This window comes from Streptomyces sp. NPDC046939 (genome assembly GCF_040644575.1).
Taxonomy (GTDB): domain Bacteria; phylum Actinomycetota; class Actinomycetes; order Streptomycetales; family Streptomycetaceae; genus Streptomyces.
In genome coordinates this window covers 48,144-68,574 of the sequence record NZ_JBEYWV010000041.1, presented here as the reverse complement: position 1 = coordinate 68,574, position 20,431 = coordinate 48,144, and the positions used below count along the sequence as shown (strand labels likewise).

15 protein-coding genes are annotated in these 20,431 nt (G+C 71.2%); 8 read left to right on the top strand and 7 right to left on the bottom strand.

Annotated features, from left to right (window positions below; all coding sequences use genetic code 11):
- Position 1: 1 nt before the first annotated feature.
- The 7 genes from ABZ877_RS34145 to tkt form a co-directional block, all read right to left on the bottom strand.
- Positions 2 to 1,618 carry a carbohydrate binding domain-containing protein gene (locus tag ABZ877_RS34145; protein ID WP_361079513.1) on the bottom strand — a complete coding sequence of 539 codons (1,617 nt, stop codon included), beginning with the start codon at positions 1,616 to 1,618 and terminating at the stop codon, positions 2 to 4.
- Between the two features lie 292 nt (positions 1,619 to 1,910).
- Positions 1,911 to 2,795, bottom strand: a complete 885-nt coding sequence (gene gnd / locus ABZ877_RS34140) for a phosphogluconate dehydrogenase (NAD(+)-dependent, decarboxylating) (protein ID WP_361079464.1) — start codon at positions 2,793 to 2,795, stop codon at positions 1,911 to 1,913.
- 6 nt (positions 2,796 to 2,801) lie between these two features.
- Entirely contained in the window at positions 2,802 to 4,460 is a 1,659-nt protein-coding gene (pgi, locus tag ABZ877_RS34135) for a glucose-6-phosphate isomerase (RefSeq protein ID WP_361079462.1), read from the bottom strand.
- Positions 4,453 to 5,490 (bottom strand): glucose-6-phosphate dehydrogenase assembly protein OpcA, encoded by a 1,038-nt coding sequence (opcA, locus tag ABZ877_RS34130; protein ID WP_361079460.1) that lies wholly within the window; start codon positions 5,488 to 5,490, stop codon positions 4,453 to 4,455. Before opcA ends, pgi begins: the two co-directional genes overlap by 8 nt.
- Entirely contained in the window at positions 5,487 to 7,019 is a 1,533-nt protein-coding gene (gene zwf, locus ABZ877_RS34125) for a glucose-6-phosphate dehydrogenase (protein WP_361079458.1), read from the bottom strand. The genes opcA and zwf overlap by 4 nt, the downstream gene beginning before the upstream one ends.
- Positions 7,016 to 8,143 carry a transaldolase gene (gene tal / locus ABZ877_RS34120; protein ID WP_361079512.1) on the bottom strand — a complete coding sequence of 376 codons (1,128 nt, stop codon included), beginning with the start codon at positions 8,141 to 8,143 and terminating at the stop codon, positions 7,016 to 7,018. The genes zwf and tal overlap by 4 nt, the downstream gene beginning before the upstream one ends.
- A 49-nt stretch (positions 8,144 to 8,192) precedes the next feature.
- The gene (tkt, locus tag ABZ877_RS34115; RefSeq protein WP_361079457.1) at positions 8,193 to 10,289 is read right to left on the bottom strand and encodes a transketolase; all 2,097 of its coding nucleotides are present in this window, start codon (positions 10,287 to 10,289) and stop codon (positions 8,193 to 8,195) included.
- Between the two features lie 184 nt (positions 10,290 to 10,473).
- On the opposite strand from tkt, the gene ABZ877_RS34110 reads away from it, so the two are divergent.
- The 8 genes from ABZ877_RS34110 (at position 10,474) to ABZ877_RS34075 (ending at position 20,408) form a co-directional block, all read left to right on the top strand.
- Positions 10,474 to 11,388 carry an AraC family transcriptional regulator gene (locus ABZ877_RS34110; RefSeq protein WP_361079455.1) on the top strand — a complete coding sequence of 305 codons (915 nt, stop codon included), beginning with the start codon at positions 10,474 to 10,476 and terminating at the stop codon, positions 11,386 to 11,388.
- A 169-nt stretch (positions 11,389 to 11,557) separates the two neighbouring features.
- Positions 11,558 to 12,823: an ABC transporter substrate-binding protein gene (locus ABZ877_RS34105; protein WP_361079510.1), complete on the top strand. Its 1,266-nt coding sequence runs from the start codon at positions 11,558 to 11,560 to the stop codon at positions 12,821 to 12,823.
- 33 nt (positions 12,824 to 12,856) lie between these two features.
- Positions 12,857 to 13,801: a sugar ABC transporter permease gene (locus tag ABZ877_RS34100; protein WP_361079453.1), complete on the top strand. Its 945-nt coding sequence runs from the start codon at positions 12,857 to 12,859 to the stop codon at positions 13,799 to 13,801.
- A 25-nt stretch (positions 13,802 to 13,826) separates the two neighbouring features.
- The gene (locus ABZ877_RS34095; protein WP_361079451.1) at positions 13,827 to 14,672 is read left to right on the top strand and encodes a carbohydrate ABC transporter permease; all 846 of its coding nucleotides are present in this window, start codon (positions 13,827 to 13,829) and stop codon (positions 14,670 to 14,672) included.
- Positions 14,669 to 15,721 (top strand): LacI family DNA-binding transcriptional regulator, encoded by a 1,053-nt coding sequence (locus ABZ877_RS34090; protein WP_361079449.1) that lies wholly within the window; start codon positions 14,669 to 14,671, stop codon positions 15,719 to 15,721. Before ABZ877_RS34095 ends, ABZ877_RS34090 begins: the two co-directional genes overlap by 4 nt.
- Before the next feature lie 51 nt (positions 15,722 to 15,772).
- On the top strand, positions 15,773 to 17,713 hold the full coding sequence (locus tag ABZ877_RS34085) for a cellulase family glycosylhydrolase (protein WP_361079446.1): 1,941 nt from the start codon (positions 15,773 to 15,775) through the stop codon (positions 17,711 to 17,713).
- The gene (locus ABZ877_RS34080; RefSeq protein ID WP_361079444.1) at positions 17,710 to 19,983 is read left to right on the top strand and encodes a glycoside hydrolase family 3 N-terminal domain-containing protein; all 2,274 of its coding nucleotides are present in this window, start codon (positions 17,710 to 17,712) and stop codon (positions 19,981 to 19,983) included. The genes ABZ877_RS34085 and ABZ877_RS34080 overlap by 4 nt, the downstream gene beginning before the upstream one ends.
- 29 nt (positions 19,984 to 20,012) lie before the next feature.
- Complete coding sequence (locus tag ABZ877_RS34075; protein WP_361079443.1) at positions 20,013 to 20,408, top strand: YchJ family metal-binding protein; 396 nt, start codon at positions 20,013 to 20,015, stop codon at positions 20,406 to 20,408.
- Positions 20,409 to 20,431 lie beyond the last annotated feature (23 nt).

Genomic DNA, 20,431 nt, shown 5'->3' with positions numbered 1-20,431 from the left:
GTCAGCCGGTGAAGCCGGCCGTGATCTTCGTGAACTGCCAGGCGTCCTGGGCGATGCCGGAGCAGTTCTCGGCGACGCCGCCGCCCGCGCACGGGCGGTCGCGGTTGACCGACCAGAAGGCGAGGCGGGCGATGTGCTTGCTGTTCGCCCAGTCCTTGATCTGCGTCCAGATGGCCGGGGTCGTGACCTCCTGCTGGTCGCTGAGGCCGTTCATGCCGGAGATGCCGAGGTGGGCGTAGGCCGTGGCGTCGTCCCAGCCGTAGACCGACTTCAGCTTGTTCTTCAGGCCCTCGGCCGCGTTCACGGTGTTGCCGTACATGTCGGCGCCGCCGCCGAAGTCGAACGGCATGATCGTGAAGACGTCGATGTTGGCGTTGAGCGCCTTGGACTGCTCGATGAGGCGGTTGCCCCAGGACGTCGGGCCGGTGGTGGAGGTGCCGAAGGTGAGGATGGTACGCAGGCCCGGGTTGTTCGCCTTGACGATCTTCAGGGCGTTCAGGATGCGGTCCTGGACGGCCGCGTTCTCGAACTCGTCGGTGTTCTCGATGTCGACGTCGATCGCCTTGAGCCCGTAGGCGTCGATGACCTTCTGGTACGCGCCCGCGAGCGCCTCCGGGGTGGAGCAGTTGGGGCCGAGCTTGTTGCCGCTCCAGCCGCCGATGGACGGGACGATGTCACCGCCCGCCGCGCGGATCGCGTTGATCGCGCTCTGGTCCTGGCCGCCGGTGAGCGGGCGCTGGCCGTCCCAGGACGGGTTGCAGCCGCCCGAGGAGAGGATGAACGCCATGGTGAACCACTTGACACCGGTCGCGTTCATGACAGTCGTGGGGTTCGGCGGGTCGCCCCAGCCGGTGTAGAGGTAGGGCGCGGCCTGCTTGAAGCCGGGGCCGGGGCCCGTGCCCGCGTCGGTGGTCACGTTGACGGTGTTGGAGGCGGGCGAGCTGTTGCCCGCCGCGTCGTGCGCCTTCACGGTGAGGCTGTACGCGGTCGACGGGGAGAGCCCGGAGACGGTGCCCGAGGTGGCGCTGAACGTCGCGAGCTTGTTGCTGCCGCCGGAGTAGACGTCGTAGCCGGTGACGCCGACGTTGTCGCTCGCCGCGCCCCAGGACAGGGAGACGCTGCTGGAGGTCTTGCCGGTGACGGTCAGGCCGGTCGGGGCGGTCGGCGCCTGGGTGTCGGTGGAGCCGCCGGGCCCGTCGAGACTGAGGTCGTCGGCGTAGTAGGTGCCCTGGCCGTACCAGCCGTGGGTGTAGAGCGTGGCGCTGGTCTGCGAGGCGCCGGTGGTGAACTTGACCGTGAGCTGCGTGTACGTGGACGGGGACTGGGTCCAGGTGGATGTGCCGCCGTCGACGCCAAGGTAGACGTAGTTGCCGCGCACCCAGCCGGAGAGGGTGTACGCGGTGTTCGGCTGGACGGCGACGGTGCGGGCGCACTTGGCGTTGTCGCTCGCGCTCGCCGCCCCCGCGAGGGCCTTGCTGCCGCCGTGGACGGGGCTGGAGACGATGGAGCCGAGGTTGCCCGTGCAGCTCCAGGAGCCGAGCGAGCCGGACTCGAAGCCGGGGTCGGACAGGACGTTGGCCGCCTGCGCGGTGCCGGGGAGCGCGACGGCGCCGGCCAGGGCGAGGGCGGCGGAGCCGACGAGGGCGAGGAGGCGGGTTCTGCGGGGGCCTGCGGTGCGTCTGGTGCGCCCGGTGCGTCCGGCGCGGTCTTGCGTCCGGTGTGGGGACACGCGAACTCCCTGTGCTGAGGGGGAACTTGGGGACGTGCGCGAACCTCGGAGGTTCTGCGGCCCTCATAAGTTGGTATGGACCAATGCTGTTGTCAAGGTGCTCCGCACGACCTGCCTGCCCGCAAGACGAAGCGGCCCCGGTCCGTACGGGACCGGGGCCGCCTCAGGTGTGGCTCGTGGCTCAGTGCTCCTTGACGGACTCCACCGCGTGGCCGCCGAACTGGTTGCGCAGCGCGGCGATCATCTTCATCTGCGGCGAGTCCTCCTGCCGCGACGAGAAGCGCGCGAACAGCGACGCCGTGATCGCGGGCAGCGGCACCGCGTGGTCGATGGCCGCCTCGACGGTCCAGCGGCCCTCGCCGGAGTCCTGCGCGAAGCCGCGCAGCTTGGCGAGGTGCTCGTCGTCGTCCAGGGCGTTGACCGCCAGGTCGAGCAGCCAGGAGCGGATGACCGTGCCCTCCTGCCAGGAGCGGAAGACCTCGCGCACGTCGGTCACCGAGTCCGCGGCTTCCAGGAGCTCCCAGCCCTCGGCGTAGGCCTGCATCATGGCGTACTCGATGCCGTTGTGGACCATCTTGGAGAAGTGGCCGGCGCCGACCTTGCCCGCGTGAACAGAGCCGAAGTCACCCTCGGGCTTGAGGGCGTCGAAGATCGGCTGGACCTTGGCGATGTTCTCCTCGGAGCCGCCGTACATCAGCGCGTAGCCGTTCTGCAGGCCCCAGACGCCGCCGGAGACGCCGCAGTCGACGAAGCCGATGCCCTTGACGGCCAGCTCGGCGGCGTGCTTCTCGTCGTCGGTCCAGCGGGAGTTTCCGCCGTCCACGACGACGTCGCCCTCGGAGAGCAGGTCCTTCAGCTCGTCGATGGTGGACTGGGTCGCGGCGCCCGCGGGGACCATCACCCACACGACGCGCGGGCCCTCGAGCTTCTCGACGAGCTCGGAGAGGGAGGCGACGTCGGAGACCTCGGGGTTGCGGTCGTAGCCGATGACGGTGTGGCCCGCGCGGCGGATGCGCTCGCGCATGTTGCCGCCCATCTTGCCGAGACCGATCAGACCAAGCTGCATGTCAGTTCACTTACCTTCGGTGGTACGGCCGCGCAGCGCGCGGTAGGTGTCGACGAGGGACTGGGTGGAGGCGTCGAGGCCGGGGACCTCGGCGCCTTCGGTGAGAGCGGGTTCGACGCGCTTGGCGAGGACCTTGCCGAGCTCGACGCCCCACTGGTCGAAGGAGTCGATGTTCCAGATCGCGCCCTGGACGAAGACCTTCTGCTCGTACAGCGCGATGAGCTGGCCGAGGACCGAGGGGGTCAGCTCGGTGGCGAGGATCGTCGTGGTCGGGTGGTTGCCCTTGAACGTCTTGTGCGGCACCAGGTCCTCGGCGACGCCCTCGGCGCGGACCTCGTCCGGCGTCTTGCCGAAGGCGAGCGCCTGGCCCTGCGCGAAGAGGTTGGCCATCAGCAGGTCGTGCTGGTCCGCGAGGTCACCCAGCTCCTCGACCGGCTTGGCGAAGCCGATGAGGTCCGCAGGGATCAGCTTGGTGCCCTGGTGGATGAGCTGGTAGTAGGCGTGCTGGCCGTTGGTGCCGGGGGTGCCCCAGACGACCGGGCCCGTCTGCCACTCGACCGGGCGGCCCTGGCGGTCCACGGACTTGCCGTTGGACTCCATGTCGAGCTGCTGGAGGTAGGCGGTGAACTTCGACAGGTAGTGGCTGTACGGGAGGACCGCGTGCGACTGGGCGCCGTGGAAGTTGCCGTACCAGATGCCGAGCAGGCCGAGCAGGAGCGGCGCGTTGGCCTCCGCCGGGGCGGTGCGGAAGTGCTCGTCGACCAGGTGGAAGCCGTCCAGCAGCTCACGGAACGCGTCCGGGCCGATGGCGATCATGAGGGAGAGGCCGATGGCCGAGTCGAAGGAGTAGCGGCCGCCGACCCAGTCCCAGAACTCGAACATGTTGGCCGTGTCGATGCCGAAGTCGGAGACCTTCTCGGCGTTGGTCGACAGGGCGACGAAGTGCTTGGCGACGGCGGAGTCGTCACCGAGCGAGGCGAGGAGCCAGGCGCGGGCGGCCTTGGCGTTGGTGATCGTCTCGATCGTGGTGAACGTCTTCGAGGCGATGATGAACAGCGTCTCGGCCGCATCGAGGTCGCGGACGGCCTCGTGCAGGTCGGCGCCGTCGACGTTGGAGACGAACCGGAAGGTGAGGTCGCGGGCCGTGTAGGGGCGCAGCGCCTCGTAGGCCATGGCGGGGCCGAGGTCGGAGCCGCCGATGCCGACGTTGACGATGTTCTTGATGCGCTTGCCGGTGTGGCCGGTCCACTCGCCCGAGCGGATCTTCTTCGCGAAGACGGCCATCTTGTCGAGGACGGCGTGCACCTTGGGCACGACGTTCTCGCCGTCGACCTCGATCACGGCGTCGGCCGGGGCGCGCAGGGCCGTGTGGAGCACGGCGCGGTCCTCGGTCGTGTTGATCTTGTCGCCGCGCAGCATGGCGTCGCGCTGGCCGAACACGTCGGTGGCGGCGGCCAGCTCCTGGAGCAGGGCGAGGGTCTCGTCCGTGACCAGGTGCTTCGAGTAATCGATGTGCAGGTCACCGACCTGGACGGTGTAGCGCTGGGCGCGGCCCGGGTCGTTCGCGAACAGCTCGCGCAGGTGCGTGCCGTTGAACTTCGCCCGGTGGTCCTCCAGGGCGGTCCACTGCGGGCGGCGCGTCAGCAGGGGGGTGGTGTCAGGCATGGTCTACGGACTCCTTGGAAGCCTTCGCGTTCTTCGTGGCGGCCGGGGCGCCCTTGGGGGCCGGGGTGTCCTTCGGGGCCGGGGGGTTCTTCTCGGCCTTCGGCGCCCGTGCTGCCTCGGTGCCGTCGCCCCGCAGCGCGACGGCGTACATCTCGTCGGCGTCGAGGCGGCGCAGCTCCTCCGCGATCAGCTCGGCGGTGGAGCGGACCTTGAGGGCGAGCGTGCGCTCGGGCTGGCCCGGGAGGGTGAGCGTGGCGAGGGGGCCCTCGGGGCGGTCGATGCGGATGTCGCCGTTCGCGGTGCCGAGGCGGACCGCGGTGACGACGGGGCCGCCGGTGGTGACGCGCTCGACCTGGACGCCGAGGCGGGAGCCGAGCCAGCGCGCGAGCAGCTCGGCGCTGGGGTTCTCGGCCTCGGACTCGACGGCCGCCGAGACGATGTCGGCGCGGGCCTGGTCGAGGGCGGCGGCCAGCATGGAGCGCCACGGGGTGAGGCGGGTCCAGGCCAGGTCGGTGTCGCCGGGCGCGTAGGACGCGGCGCGCCGGTCGAGGGCGGCCAGCGGGTGCTCGTCCGCGTACAGGTCGGTGATGCGGCGGGCGGCGAGCGCGCCGAGCGGGTCCTTGGCGGGCTCGTCGGGGCCCTCGACCGGCCACCACACGACGACCGGGGCGTCGGGCAGCAGCAGCGGCAGGACGACGGAGTCGGCGTGGCCGCCGACCTCGCCGTGCAGGCGCAGGATCACGGTCTCGCCGGTGCCCGCGTCGGAGCCGACGCGGACCTCCGCGTCGAGGCGGTTGCCCTGGCGGTCGCGCGGGGTGCGGGCGGTCCGCTTGATCACGACGAGGGTGCGGGACGGGTGCTCGCGGGACGCCTCCTCGGCGGCCTTGATCGAGTCGTACGCGTTCTCCTCGTCCGTGACGATCACCATCGTCAGGACCATGCCCACGGCCGGCGTCCCGATCTCGCGGCGCCCTTGGACGAGCGCCTTGTTGATCTTGCTTGCCGTGGTGTCGGTCAGGTCGATCTTCATGGCCTGCGCCAGCTCCGTCCGTCTCGTGCGAGCATCTCGTCCGCTTCCCTGGGGCCCCAGCTTCCCGAGGCGTACCGGGCGGGTGTGCCGTGGGTGTCCCAGTGCCCCTCGACCGGGTCGAGGATGCGCCAGGACTCCTCCACCTCCTCCGTGCGGGGGAAGAGGTTGGCGTCGCCCAGCAGGACGTCCAGGATCAGCCTTTCGTACGCTTCCGGGCTGGACTCCGTGAACGACTCGCCGTAGGCGAAGTCCATCGACACGTCCCGGATCTCCATCGAGGTACCCGGGACCTTCGATCCGAAGCGTACGGTCATGCCCTCGTCGGGCTGGACGCGGATGACGATCGCGTTCTGGCCGAGCTCCTCCGTCGCGGTGGAGTCGAACGGGGAGTGCGGGGCGCGCTGGAAGACGACCGCGATCTCGGTGACGCGGCGGCCGAGCCGCTTGCCGGTGCGCAGGTAGAAGGGGACGCCCGCCCAGCGGCGGTTGTCGATCTCCAGCTTCACGGCGGCGTAGGTGTCGGTCTTCGACTTGGGGTCGATGCCGTCTTCCTGGAGGTAGCCCTTGACGCGTTCGCCGCCCTGCCAGCCGGCCTCGTACTGGGCGCGGACGGTGGACTTCCCCAGGTCGTCGGGGAGCCGGACGGAGCGCAGGACCTTCAGCTTCTCCGTGACGAGGGACTCGGCGTCGAAGGATGCGGGCTCCTCCATCGCGGTGAGCGCCATCAGCTGGAGCAGGTGGTTCTGGATGACGTCGCGGGCGGCGCCGATGCCGTCGTAGTAGCCCGCGCGGCCGCCGATGCCGATGTCCTCGGCCATCGTGATCTGCACGTGGTCGACGTAGCTGCGGTTCCAGACGGGTTCGTACATCTGGTTGGCGAAGCGGAGGGCCAGGATGTTCTGGACGGTCTCCTTGCCGAGGTAGTGGTCGATCCGGAAGACCTGCTCCGGGGCGAACACCTCGTGCACGATCGCGTTCAGCTCCTTGGCCGACGCGAGGTCGCGGCCGAACGGCTTCTCGATGACGGCGCGCCGCCAGGAGCCCTCGGGCGCGTCGGCGAGCCCGTGCTTCTTGAGCTGCTGGACGACCTTGGGGAAGAACTTCGGCGGCACCGAGAGGTAGAAGGCGTAGTTGCCGCTGGTGCCGCGCTTGTCGTCCAGCTCGTCGACGGCGTCACGGAGCTGCTTGAACGCGGTGTCGTCGTCGAAGTCGCCGGGGATGAAGCGCATGCCCTCGGCGAGCTGGGCCCAGACCTCCTCGCGGAAGGGGGTGCGGGCGTGCTCCCGTACGGAGTCGTGGACGACCTGCGCGAAGTCCTGGTCCTCCCACTCGCGGCGGGCGAACCCGAGGAGCGAGAAGCCCGGCGGGAGCAGGCCCCGGTTGGCGAGGTCGTAGACGGCGGGCATCAGCTTCTTGCGGGACAGGTCGCCCGTGACGCCGAAGATGACGAGCCCGGAGGGGCCCGCGATACGCGGCAGACGCCGGTCGCGCGGGTCCCTCAGGGGGTTCTGCCAGGCGGTGACGGTCACTTGCCCGCACCGTCCTTGCCGGCCAGGCGGGTCTGGACGGTGGCGAGCAGGTCGTTCCAGGCGATCTCGAACTTGGAGACGCCCTCGGCCTCCAGCTGTCCCACGACCTCGTCGTAGGAGATGCCGAGCTTCTCGACGGCGGCGAGCTGCTCGCGGGAGGCGTCGTAGGTGCCGGTGACGGTGTCGCCGTGGATGTCGCCGTGGTCGGCGGTGGCGAGGAGGGTGGCCTCCGGCATGGTGTTGACCGTGCCCGGGGCGACCAGCTCGTCGACGTACAGGGTGTCCTTGTAGGCCGGGTCCTTGACGCCGGTCGAGGCCCACAGCGGGCGCTGCTTGTTGGCGCCGGCGGCGGCCAGCTTGGCGGCGCGCTCGCTCGCGAAGACCTGCTCGTACGCCTCGTAGGCGAGACGGGCGTTGGCGAGGGCGGCCTTGCCCTTGAGCGCCTTGGCCTCGTCCGTGCCGACCTTGTCGAGGCGCTTGTCGATCTCGGCGTCGACGCGCGAGACGAAGAACGAGGCGACCGAGTGGATGCCCGCCAGGTCGATGCCGCGCTCGTGCGCCTTCTCCAGGCCCGCGAGGTAGGCGTCCATGACGGCCTTGTAGCGGTCCAGGGAGAAGATCAGCGTGACGTTGACCGAGATGCCGAGACCGATGACCTCGGTGATGGCCGGGAGACCCGCCTCGGTCGCCGGGATCTTGATCATGACGTTGGGGCGCTCGACGAGCCAGGCGAGCTGCTTGGCCTCGGCGATCGTCGCCTCGGTGTCGTGGGCGAGGCGGGGGTCGACCTCGATGGAGACGCGGCCGTCACGGCCCTGCGTCGCGTCGTAGACGGGGCGCAGGATGTCGGCGGCGGCGCGGACGTCGGCCGTGGTCATCATGCGCACGGCCTCCTCCACGGTGACCTTGCGGACGGCGAGGTCGGCGAGCTGCTCCTCGTAGCCCTCACCGGAGCCGATGGCGGCCTGGAAGATCGACGGGTTGGTGGTGACGCCGACGACGTGGCTCTTCTCGACGACCTCGGCCAGGTTGCCGGAGTCGATGCGCTTGCGCGACAGGTCGTCCAGCCAGATGGAGACGCCTTCGTCGGAGAGGGACTTCAGGGGCGCGACGGCGTTGCTCATGGTGTGCTTCATCTTCTTTCGGTACTGCGTTCTGGCGGGAAGGGGAGGTTCAGGCGCGGGCGGCGGCGAGGGACTCGCGGGCCTTCGCGGCGACGTTCTCAGCGGTGAAGCCGAACTCGCGGAACAGGATGTTCGCGTCCGCGGAGGCGCCGAAGTGCTCCAGGGAGACGATGCGGCCCGCGTCACCGACGTAGCGGTACCAGGTCAGGCCGATGCCCGCCTCGACGGCGACGCGCGCCTTGACGGCGGCGGGCAGGACGCTCTCCTTGTAGGCCTGCTCCTGCTCCTCGAACCACTCGACGGACGGCATCGAGACGACGCGGGTGGCGACGCCCTCGGCCTCCAGGGTCTCGCGCGCCTCGACGGCGAGCTGCACCTCGGAACCGGTGGCGATGAGGATGAGGTCCGGGGTCTCCTTGGACGCCTCGACCAGCACGTAGCCACCCTTGGCGGCGTTCTCGTTCGCCTCGTAGGTCGGAACGCCCTGGCGGGTCAGCGCGAGGCCGTGCGGGGCGGGCTTGACGGAGCCGCGGCGCAGGATCTCGCGCCAGGCGATGGCGGTCTCGTTGGCGTCGGCCGGGCGAACGACGTTCAGGCCGGGGATGGCGCGCAGGGAGGCCAGGTGCTCGACGGGCTGGTGCGTCGGGCCGTCCTCGCCGAGGCCGACGGAGTCGTGCGTCCAGACGTACGTCACCGGGAGCTGCATCAGGGCCGACATGCGGACGGCGTTGCGCATGTAGTCGGAGAACACGAGGAACGTGCCGCCGTAGATGCGGGTGTTGCCGTGGAGCGCGATGCCGTTCATCTCGGCGGCCATCGAGAACTCGCGGATGCCGAAGTGGACGGTGCGGCCGTACGGGCTCGCCTCGGGCAGCGGGTTGCCGACCGGCAGGAAGGACGACGTCTTGTCGATCGTCGTGTTGTTCGAGCCCGCGAGGTCGGCGGAGCCGCCCCACAGCTCGGGGATGACCGGGCCGAGCGCCTGGAGGACCTTGCCGGACGCGGCACGCGTGGCGACCTTCTTGCCGGTCTCGAAGGCGGGCAGCGCCTGCTCCCAGCCCTCGGGGAGGCGGCCCGCGACGATCCGGTCGAGCAGCTCGGAGCGCTCCGGGTTGGCGGCGCGCCACTCGGCGAGCTGCTTGTCCCAGGCGGCGTGGGCCTCGGCGCCGCGGTCGAGGGCGCCGCGCGTGTGGGCGAGCACCTTCTCCTCGGCGATGAAGGACTGCTCGGGGTCGAAGCCGAGGGCGCGCTTGGTGGCGGCCACCTCGTCGTCGCCGAGCGCGGAGCCGTGGGAGGCCTCGGTGTTCTGGGCGTTCGGGGCGGGCCAGGCGATGATCGTGCGCATGGCGATGATCGAGGGGCGGGAGGTCTCGGCCTTGGCGGCGGCGAGCGCCTCGTACAGGGCCTTGACGTCGACGTCGCCGTCCTCGCGCGGCGTGATCCGCTGCACGTGCCAGCCGTACGCCTCGTAGCGCTTCAGCACGTCCTCGGAGAAGGCGGTCGCGGTGTCGCCCTCGATGGAGATGTGGTTGTCGTCGTAGAGGAAGACGAGGTTGCCGAGCTTCTGGTGGCCCGCGAGCGAGGATGCCTCGGCGGAGACGCCCTCCTCCAGGTCGCCGTCGGAGACGATCGCCCAGATGGTGTGGTCGAAGGGGCTGGTGCCCTCGGGGGCCTCGGGGTCGAACAGGCCGCGCTCGTAGCGGGCGGCCATCGCCATGCCGACCGCGTTGGCGACGCCCTGGCCGAGCGGGCCGGTCGTGGTCTCGACACCGGCGGTGTGGCCGTACTCGGGGTGGCCGGGCGTCTTCGAACCCTGGGTGCGGAACGCCTTCAGGTCGTCGAGCTCCAGCTCGTAGCCGGAGAGGAAGAGCTGCGTGTAGAGGGTGAGGCTGGTGTGGCCCGGCGAGAGGACGAAGCGGTCGCGGCCGGTCCACTCCGGGTCGGCCGGGTCGTGGCGCATCGCCTTCTGGAAGATCGTGTACGCGGCGGGCGCGAGGCTCATGGCGGTGCCGGGGTGACCGTTCCCGACCTTCTGCACGGCGTCGGCCGCCAGGAGGCGGGCGGTGTCGACGGCACGCTGGTCGAGGTCGGTCCACTCGAAGGGCTTCTCGAAGGGGTCGAGGCCGTTCGGTGTCTGCGTGCTCATCTGTATGACTTCCTTCGCATCCGTGGTGCTCTTGCGGTGCCCTGAGGCGGTGGCCCGCCGAGGCCAAACGCCCAGGTGGAACCAGGTACGACGTTAAAGGTCATACTTTTCGCTCGGTAGGTGCCCCCGTGCCACCGTTCGGTGAAAATGGGACACGCAGACCGGTCGCGACCAAGGAACACGCATGACGGAGCAGGGCCCCGCGCAGACGAGCGCACATCTGACGAGCGCGGAGCACATCCGTACGTACCCCTTCGACCCGAGCGCGAGCGTCTCCGGGGTCGGCATCCAGGTCGGGCCGATGGGCACGGACGGCCCCTGGGCGGGCGGCGTCGGCCTGTCGCGGCGCGTGCACCGCATCGACTTCCACGTCCTGCTCTTCTTCCGCGAGGGTCCCGTCCGCCACATGATCGACTTCACCGAGCACGAGGTCGGGGCCGGGGACATCCTGTGGATCCGCCCCGGACAGGTGCACGGCTTCTCGACCACCGACCCCTACGTCGGCACGGCGCTCACCATGCAGCCCGGGTTCCTGCCGCGCGCGATCGTCGAGGCGACGGGCATGTACCGCTACGACCGGCCGCCGATCCTCCACCCGGACGAGGCCCAACTCGCCGCCATCGAGGCGTCGCTGACGCAGCTTCAGCGCGAGTACCTCGACACGACGACGCTCCCGCTCAGCCTGCACACCTCGGTCCTTCGCCACACGCTCACCGCGTTCATGCTCCGCGTCGCGCACGTCTCGGCGCAGGCGGCGGCCGACGCGTGCGAGCCGCAGCCGGACACGACGTTCAGCCGCTTCCGCACCGCCGTCGAGCAGGGCTTCACGACGAACCACAGCGTCAGCGCGTACGCCGACGAGCTGGGCTACTCGCGCCGCACCCTGGTCCGCGCGGTGCGCGCCGCGACCGGGCAGACCCCGAAGGCGTTCATCGACCGGCGCGTGATCCTGGAGGCGAAGCGGCTGCTGGCCCACACGGACCTGCCGGTGGGGCGGATCGGGGTCGCGGTCGGGTTCGGGGACTCGGCGAACTTCTCGAAGTTCTTCCAGCAGCACACGGGGGTGACTCCGGCGGCGTTCCGCGCGGAGCAGGTCTGAACCCCGCTTCTCCAATATCCCGAGACCCCCCGTTTCACCATGCGCAACGGGGGGTTGACCGTTTCCCGGGGCCCTCGTACGGTGCTCGCACCCCCGCAGGTATATCGATTAACCACCCCTCGGTTGGAGACGTACCGCCGTGCCCCCAGTCCCCTTCAAGCCCTCCGCGATGAGCCGGCGCGGCTTTCTCGCCGCGGGCGGTGCGCTCGCCGCCACCCCCGCCCTTTCTGCCTGCTCCTCCCTGGCGGCGGCCGACGACGACCCCGACACGCTCGTCGTCCACAGCCAGCTCGGCACCACCGCGCCCGGCTCGCCGACCTACCTCGCCGCCCTGGACCGCTTCCGCGAGGAGAGCGGGCTCAAGGTGCGGAACCTGGTCAACGGCGACGACCTCGCGCAGGTCTACGAGACCTCGCGCCTGGCCCGCAAGGAGCCGGACGTCGTCATGGTCAACCTGTACGACAAGACGCTGGCCTGGACCGACGTCGGCGCCACGGTCGATGTCAAGGGCTACATGGACGACTGGGGCCTGCGGAAGCGCGTGCTCCCCGTCGCGCTCGACGCCTGGACGGACGGCAAGGGGCGGCTGCGCGCGTTCCCGTACTTCGCGACGAACTGGCCGGTCGCCTTCAACCGGGCGCTCCTCGACCGCGCGGGCGTCGACACCGTCCCGACCACCGGGGACGAGCTGATCCGCGCGGCGGGCAAGCTCCGCAAGAAGGGCATCGCGCCCGTCACCACGGGCGGCAACGACTGGACCGGGCAGAAGCTCCTCGCGCAGATCATCCAGACGTTCCTCACCGAGGACGAGGCGCGCCACGTCTACGAGACCGGTGACTTCAGCGGCAGCGGGGCCCGCCGGGGCATCGACTACTTCGTGGAGCTGCGCGACGCCGGGGGCTTCGCCGACAAGGCGCAGGGTCTGACGTCGGACACGATGACGACGCAGTTCAACACGCAGGCCGCCGCGATGCAGTCGGCGATGTCGTCGGCGCTCGCCAAGGTGCCGGATGCGGTGGCCCGCCACACGGACGTGGGCGGCTGGCCGCTGGCGCCGGGCGCCGCGCACGACAAGCCGACGATCCTGCGCACGTACACGCTGATCGGCTTCTGGATCAGCCCGAACGGCACGAAGAAGATCGACGCCGTCGAGAAGTTCCTGAAGTTCTTCTACCGCGAGGACACCGTCGCGCGGTTCATCAAGGAGTCGGGCCGCGACATGGCGCTGCGCTCGGACGCGGTGAGCACGGACTTTCCGCTGGTCGCGGCGGCGCAGAAGCTCGGCTCGGACGTGGGCCAGGTGCTGCTCCCCGACCTGTTCGTGCCGCCGGCGGCGACGCAGGGGCTGATCACCGCCACGAGTACGTCCTTCACGCGCGGCACGAGCGCCGCCAAGGTCCGCCAGGTCCTCGAAGCCGCCTACCGCGGCATCTGACCGCCGCCCACTTACGCACAGGGAGTTGCTGCAATGACGACGTTGACGTCGACAGCGGGCGAGGCAGCGGTCGGCCGCCCCACCCCTCCGTCCTCCTCGCCGGGTCCTGGTGGCCGTGCGCGCCGCCAGGGCGGCACGGTGCTCGCGCTGCCCGCGCTCGTCTGGTACCTGGTCTTCATGGTCGGCCCGCTGGTCGCCATCTTCGTGGTGGCGGCGCTGCACTGGCCGGGCATGCTCCAGCCGGTGTCGTTCGCCGGGTTCGACAACGTGCGGGCGGTCTTCGACGACCCGGTGTTCTGGGACGCGGTCTCCAACACCGCGATCCAGCTGGTCGTCGCGATCCCGGTGATGGTGGCGTGCGCGTACATGCTGGGCTACTACGTGGCGCAGAAGCCGCCGGGCCACCGGGTCATCCGGTACCTGCTCTTCATCCCGGGTCTGATTTCGACGCCCGCCAAGGCCATGGTCTTCTACGCGGCCCTCTCCCCCGACGGGCTGCTCAACGGCGGCCTGGAGGCGGTCGGCCTCGGCTCGCTCGCCGACGCCTGGCTGGCGTCCCCGTCCACCGCGCTCGCCTGTCTGATCGCGCTCGACATCTGGGCCGGGATCGGCTTCACCGCCGTGCTCTTCGCGGCGCGGCTCGGCAGTGTGCCCGAGGAGCTGGGCGAGGCGGCGCAGTTGGACGGCGCCGGGCACTGGCGCACGATGTGGCGCGTCCACTTCCCGGTGATCAAGGACTACGTGGGCGTCGTGACGATGCTCCAGTTCCTCTGGACGCTGTTCGGCTCGGCGCAGCACGTGCTTCTGCTGACCCAGGGCGGGCCCGGCAGTTCCTCGACGACGCTGTCGTTCCTCGTCTACCAGAAGGCGTTCATCGCGGCGGACCTCGGCTACAGCCAGACCGTCGGTGTCCTCCTCTTCCTCGTCGGCCTCGTCGGACTGCTCGCCATCCGGCGCGTGTTCCGGCAGAGCTACTGACCGCCAGTCCTGATCGGAGTACGCCTTGAAGTCCTCGGCACGTTCCCGCTTCGGCCGGTCCTGGCTGCCCGCGCACATCCTGGTGTGGCTGTACGCGGTGCTCCTGGTCATCCCGCTGTACTACTTCCTCGCCTCGGCGTTCAAGACGAACGACGAGATCTTCGCCCACCCCTTCGCGCTGCCGTCGCACTTCGGCTTCGGCAACTTCTCGACGGCGTTCGACAGCGCGGACCTGGGTCTCGCGATCGTCAACTCGGCGCTGGTGACGGTCTTCTCGCTGGTTTTGACGCTGGCGCTCGCGATCCCGGCGGCGTTCGCCCTGGCCCGCTCGACGGGCCGCCTCGCCTCCCTGGTGGAGAAGGTGTTCTCGCTCGGCTTCCTGATCCCGACGTTCGCGGCGCTGTTCCCGACGTTCCTCCTCGCGGCGGCGACGGGCCTGTTCCACACGCGGACGTTCATGGTCCTTTTCCTGCCCGCGACGGCGATGCCGCTGTCGGTGGTGATCCTGGTGCAGTTCGTGCGGACCATCCCGAAGGAGATGGAGGAGGCCGCCCGGCTCGACGGCGCGTCCACCTTCGCGGTCCTGCGCCACGTCTACACGCCGATGTGCCTGCCCGGCATCGCGACGGTCCTGCTGCTCAACTTCCTGACCTTCTGGAACGAGTACCTGTACTCGCTCGTCATCATCGGCCCCGACCCGGCCCAGCGCACCGTGCAGGTCGCGCTGCCCACCCTGAAGGCCATCACCGGCACCGACTACGGCGTCCTGACGGCGGGCACCGTGCTGACCCTCGTCCCGGTGTGGGTGGTCTATACGGTGCTCCAGAAGCGGATGCAGCAGGCATTGGTGAGTGGGGCGGTGAAGATGTGAGCGGTACCTCTACGACGAAGAAGAAGGCGGGACGTCCGACCATCAAGGCGGTGGCGGCGGCGGCCGGGGTCTCCACGGCGGCAGTGTCGCAGGCGTTCAACGACAAGGGCCGGCTGGCCGAGGCGACGCGGCAGCGGATCCTCGACGTGGCGCTCGACCTGGGCTGGTCGCCGAGCGCGTCGGCGTCGGCGCTGCGCAGCGCCCGTACCCGTACGCTCGCGCTCGTCGTGCGCAGGCCCACCGATGTGCTCGGCGCGGACCCGCACTTCAGCGAGCTGATCACCGGCATAGAGGGCGAGCTGGCGCCGCGCGGCTACGGCCTGCTCCTGCACTTGGTCGCGGGTGTGGAGGAGGAGAGCGCGCTGTACGAGCGGCTCGCCGCCGAGAAGCGGGTGGACGGGGCGGTGCTCACGGACGCCCGCGCCGACGACCCGCGCCCGGCGCTCCTGACCCGCCTCGGCCTGCCCGCCGTCCTCCTCGGCGCGCCGACGCCGGACGCGCCGGTGCCGGTGGTCGGGCTCGGCAACCAGGGCGCGGGTGTCGTGGAAGTCGTTCGGCACCTGCGGGAGTTGGGGCACGAGCGGATCGCGTACGTGGCCGGTCCCGCCGAGCTCCAGCACACGCGCCTCCGCCTCGCCGTGTTCGAGGAGACCCTGGCCGCGTCCGGGCTGGCCCCCGCCTCCGTACAGCACACCGACTTCTCGGAGGCGGCGGCCGTCGCCGCGACCCGCGCGCTCCTCGCCGCCGACGACCGTCCGACGGCCGTCGTCTACGCCAACGACTCGATGGCGGTGTGCGGCATCGGCACCGCCCAGCGGGCGGGCCTGCGCGTCCCCGAGGACCTGTCGGTCGTCGGCTACGACAACCTGCCGCTCGGCGGCTGGCTGCACCCGCGCCTGACCACCGTCGACCAGCAGGTGCAGCGGGTCGGCGCGGCAGCGGCCCGCACGCTGCTCGCCCAGTGCGGCGAGGACCTGCCCGCGACGCCGCTCGTGGACCGGCCCCGGCTCGTGATCCGCGAGTCGACAGGACCGGCGCCCCACCTCTGACGCACCCCCGCACGCACCGCACTCAGCAACGCAACGGAGACCCGTACCACCATGCGACGCCACAGCGCCCACCTGACCCACGACGCCGCCGTCCTGCCCTGGCTCGGCGCCAACTTCTGGTCCCGCACGGGCGGGCCCCTGATGTGGCGCGACTACGACCCGGAGGTGGTGCGCGAGGAGCTGCGGGTGCTGCGCGAGCACGGGCTGAACATGACCCGCTCGTTCTTCTACTGGCCGGACTTCCACCCCGAGCCGCACCGCATCGACGAAGCCCTGTGCGAAAGGTTCCGCGACTTCCTGGACGCGCACCGCGAGCTGGGCATGGGCACGGTCCCGACGTTCATCGTCGGCCACATGTCGGGCGAGAACTGGGACCCGGCATGGCGCGGCGGCCGCGACCTCTACGAGGACGTGTGGATGGTGGGCCGCCAGGCGTGGTTCGCCGCGCAGATGACGCGCCGCTTCAAGGACCACCCGGCCGTCACCGGCTGGCTCATCACGAACGAGATGCCGGGCTACGGCCGGATCTACCAGGTCGACCCGCCCTCCAGCGACGTCGTGACGGCGTGGGCGCAGGCCATGTGCAACGCCGTACGGGCGGCGGGCGCCACCCAGCCCGTCTCGCTCGGCGACGGCGCCTGGGGCATCGAGGTCACCGGCCGCGACAACGGCTTCTCCCTCCGGGACACCGCCGAGTACGTGGACTTCGTCGGCCCGCACGTCTACCGCTCGGACACGGACAAGGCGCGCCAGCACTACCGCGCCGCGTTCGAGTGCGAGCTGGCGGCGGTGACCGGGCAGCCGGTGGTCCTGGAGGAGTTCGGCCTGTCCACGGACACGGTGTCGGCGGCCAACGCGGGCGTCTACTACCGCCAGACCCTGCACAACTCACTCCTCGGTGGTGCGACGGGCTGGATGGCCTGGAACAACACCGACTACGACGACCTGTGGGACCGGTCCCCGTACGACCACCACCCCTTCGAGATGCACTTCGGCATCACCGACAGCACGGGCGCGCCGAAGGAGCCGCTGCGCGAACTCGCCGCCTTCGCGGGCGTGTTGAAGGCCGTGGACTTCGCGCGCTGCCGTCGTGCCGACGCGGGCGCCGCCTTCGTCGTCCCCGCGTTCCTGGAGCGCGGCTACCCGTACAGCCGCCCCGCCGACCGCCCGCTGATCTTCACGTCGCTGCACCAGGGGTACGTGGCCGCGCGCGCCGCCGATCTCCCGGCGGGCCTGACCCGTGAGGCGGACGGCATAGCCGAGGACGTGGACCTGTATCTCCTGCCCGCGACACGGCAGTTGACGACGCGGACGCGGCGGGCGCTCCAGCGGCGGGCCGACGAGGGCGCCACGGTCTACCTGTCGTTCTGCTCGGGCGAGCACCCGGGGACGCGCGGCGCCTGGTTCGACGACCTGGACGGCTTGTTCGGCGTCGAGCAGCAGTTGTCGTACGGGGTGGCGGAGCCGATCGAGGACGACACCCTGGAGATGACGTTCCAGGAGGACTTCGGCTCCATCCGCGCGGGTGAGACGCTGCGCTTCCCGGTCGCGGGGAACGAGGACAGCCGCGCCTACCTGCCCGTCGTGCCGCGCGGCGCCCGCGTGGTGGCGGTCGACGGCCACGGCCGCCCGGCGCTGCTGTGCCGGGAGACCGGGCGCGGGCGCACCGTCCTCGCCACGTACCCGCTGGAACACATGGCGGCCCGCACGCCCCGCGTCAACCCGGAGCAGACACACCGCCTGTACGCGGCGCTCGCCGAGGTCGCCGGGGTGGAGCGGGCGGTGACGGTGGACGAGCCGTACGTCGGCACGGATGTCCTGGTCCACGAGGACGGGCGGCGGTTCGTGTGGCTGGTCAGCCAGGCCGAGGACGAGGTGACCGTCCGCCCGGGGACGGCGGAGGGCGCGACACTGCACGACCTGGACTCCGGGGAGCCGGTCGGCGCGGTCACCCTCCCCGCCTTCGGCGTCCGGGTCCTGGAACTGCGATGAGCGAGCCGCTGTACCGGGACCCGGCCGCGCCCGTCCCCGACCGCGTGCGCGACCTGCTGGGCCGCATGACGCTGACGGAGAAGGTCGGCCAGGTCAACCAGCGCCTGTACGGCTGGCACGCCTATGAGCGCGGCCCGGACGGACGCCACCGGCTCACCGACGCCTTCCGTGCGGAGGTGGCGGCGTACGACGGGATGGGTGCCCTGTACGGGTTGCAGCGCGCCGACCCCTGGTCGGGCGTCACGTTCGCCGACGGGATCACGGCGGCGGACGCGGCCGGGGTCGTGAACGCGGTGCAGCGGCACGTCGTCGAGACGACCCGGCTCGGCATACCCGTGCTGATGGTCGAGGAGGTACCGCACGGGCATCAGGCCCTGGACGGCACGGTCCTCCCCGTCAACCTCGCCGTCGGCGCGAGCTGGGACCCGGAGCTGTACGAGGAGGCCGCCGCCGCTGCCGCCGCCGAACTCCGCGCCCGGGGCGGGCACATAGCCTTGGTCTCCGCCCTCGACCTGGTGCGCGACCCGCGCTGGGGCCGCGCCGAGGAGTGCTTCGGCGAGGACCCGTATCTGGCCGCCCGGTTCACGGAGGCGCTGGTGCGCGGCATGCGCGCGGAGGGCGTCGGGGTCGTCCTCAAGCATTTCGCGGGGCAGGGCGCGACGGTCGGCGGGCGCAACAGCGCGGCGACCGAGCTGGGCCGCCGCGAACTGCACGAGATCCATCTGGCGGCGGCCCGCGCCGGGGTGCGGGCCGGGGCCGCCGGGGTCATGGCGGCGTACAACGAGTTCGACGGCCTGCCGTGCGCGGCCAATCCGTACCTGCTGACCGAACTTCTGCGGAAGCAGTGGGGGTTCGACGGGATCGTGATGGCGGACGGGCAGGCGCTCGACCGGCTCGTGCGGCTCGCGGGCGATTCGGCGTCGGCGGGCGCGATGGCGCTGGCGGCGGGGACGGACCTGAGCCTGTGGGACGGGGCCTTCCCGCGCCTCGCGGAGGCCGTCGAGCGGGGGCTCGTGGCGGAGGAGACGCTGGACCGGGCCGTCGGGCGGGTTCTGGCGCTGAAGTTCCGGCTCGGGCTGTTCGAGGCTCCCTATGTACGTGCCAAGGGCGCGGAAAGCTCCGTAAAGACACGGAGGTTGAGCGAGCAATTGGCCCGTACATCAATCACTCTGTTGGAGCACGACGGGTCGACCCTGCCCCTGCCGCCCGTCGTGTCCCGTATCGCCGTCCTCGGCCCGAACGCCGACTCCGTGCCGCAGCAGACCGGCGACTACACGGCACCGCGGCGGCCCGGCACCGGCACCACCGTGCTCGACGGCGTCCGCGCCGTCGCCGGGCCCGGCCGCGAGGTGACGTACGCGCGCGGCTGCGAGCTGGTCGGCGACGACCGCTCCGGGATCGCCGATGCGGTCGCCCTGGCCGCGGACGCCGATGTCGCGGTGCTTGTCCTCGGGGGGTCAAGCGCCCGCGAGGACGGCACGCGGTTCGACGCCAACGGCGCGGCGGTCGTGTCGTCGGGGAACCCAGCCGGCATGACGTGCGGCGAAGGCGTGGACCTGGCGGAACTCTCCCTGCCGGGCGGGCAATGCGCATTGCTCGACGCCGTCGCCGCGACCGGGACGCCCGTCGTCGTGGTGCTGGTCCAGGGGCGCCCGCACGCCCTGCCCGACCTCTCCGGCCGCGTCGGGGCGCTGCTGTCCGCCTGGTACCCGGGTCCTTGGGGCGGCCGGGCCGTCGCCGACGTGCTGTTCGGGGCCGTCGCGCCGGCCGGGCGGCTGCCCGTGTCCGTGCCGCGCTCGGCGGCCCAGCTCCCCGTGTTCTACAACGGCAAGGACCACGGCTACCGCGGCTACGTCGACCAGCCGGCGACCGCGCGGTACGCCTTCGGCCACGGCCTCTCGTACGGGACGGTCGCCTACGGCGCGCCCGTGCTGAGCCGGTCCGCCGTACCGGTCGAAGAGGCCAGTCTGACCTGCACGGTCGCCGTCGAGAACACCGGCCGGACGGCCGTCCGCGAGACCGTGCAGCTCTATGTGCGACGTGTCTCCGGCGGCTCGTCCTGGCCGCGCGTGCGGGAGCTGCGCGGGTTCACCGGGGTGGATCTCGCGCCGGGCGAGCGCCGCGAGGTGGTCTTCGGGGTGACCGCCGAGACGCTCGCCTCCGTCGGCCGTGACCTGCGGCTGACGGTGGAGGCGGGCACGTACGAGATCGAGACGGGACCGGCGTCCGACCGGACCCGGGGCGCCCTCCTCACTGTCACGCCTCCGTAGGCGGCGCACGGGTGGGGGACAATGGGCCCATGGCACGCCCCACCTCCCCCACCTGCCCGTGCGGTCTCCCCCAGCCGTACGAGGACTGCTGCGGCCGCTACCACTCGGGCGCCGCGGCCGCGCCCACGGCCGAGGCCCTCATGCGCTCGCGGTACACGGCGTTCGCGCGCAAGGACGCCGCGTACCTGCTGCGCACCTGGCACCCGGACACCCGGCCGCCGGTGATCGAGTTCGACCCGGCGCTGACCTGGGCCGGTCTGGAGGTCCTGGACGCCACCGACGGCTCCGCGTTCCACCAGAGCGGCACCGTCACCTTCCGCGCCCGCTACAAGGACGGCGGCCGGGCGGGCGCGCTGCACGAGCGGAGTCAGTTCCTGCGGGTGGGCGGCGCCTGGGTGTACGTCGACGGGGACTTCATCGAGTAACTCCCCCATTTGCGCAAGGCGGT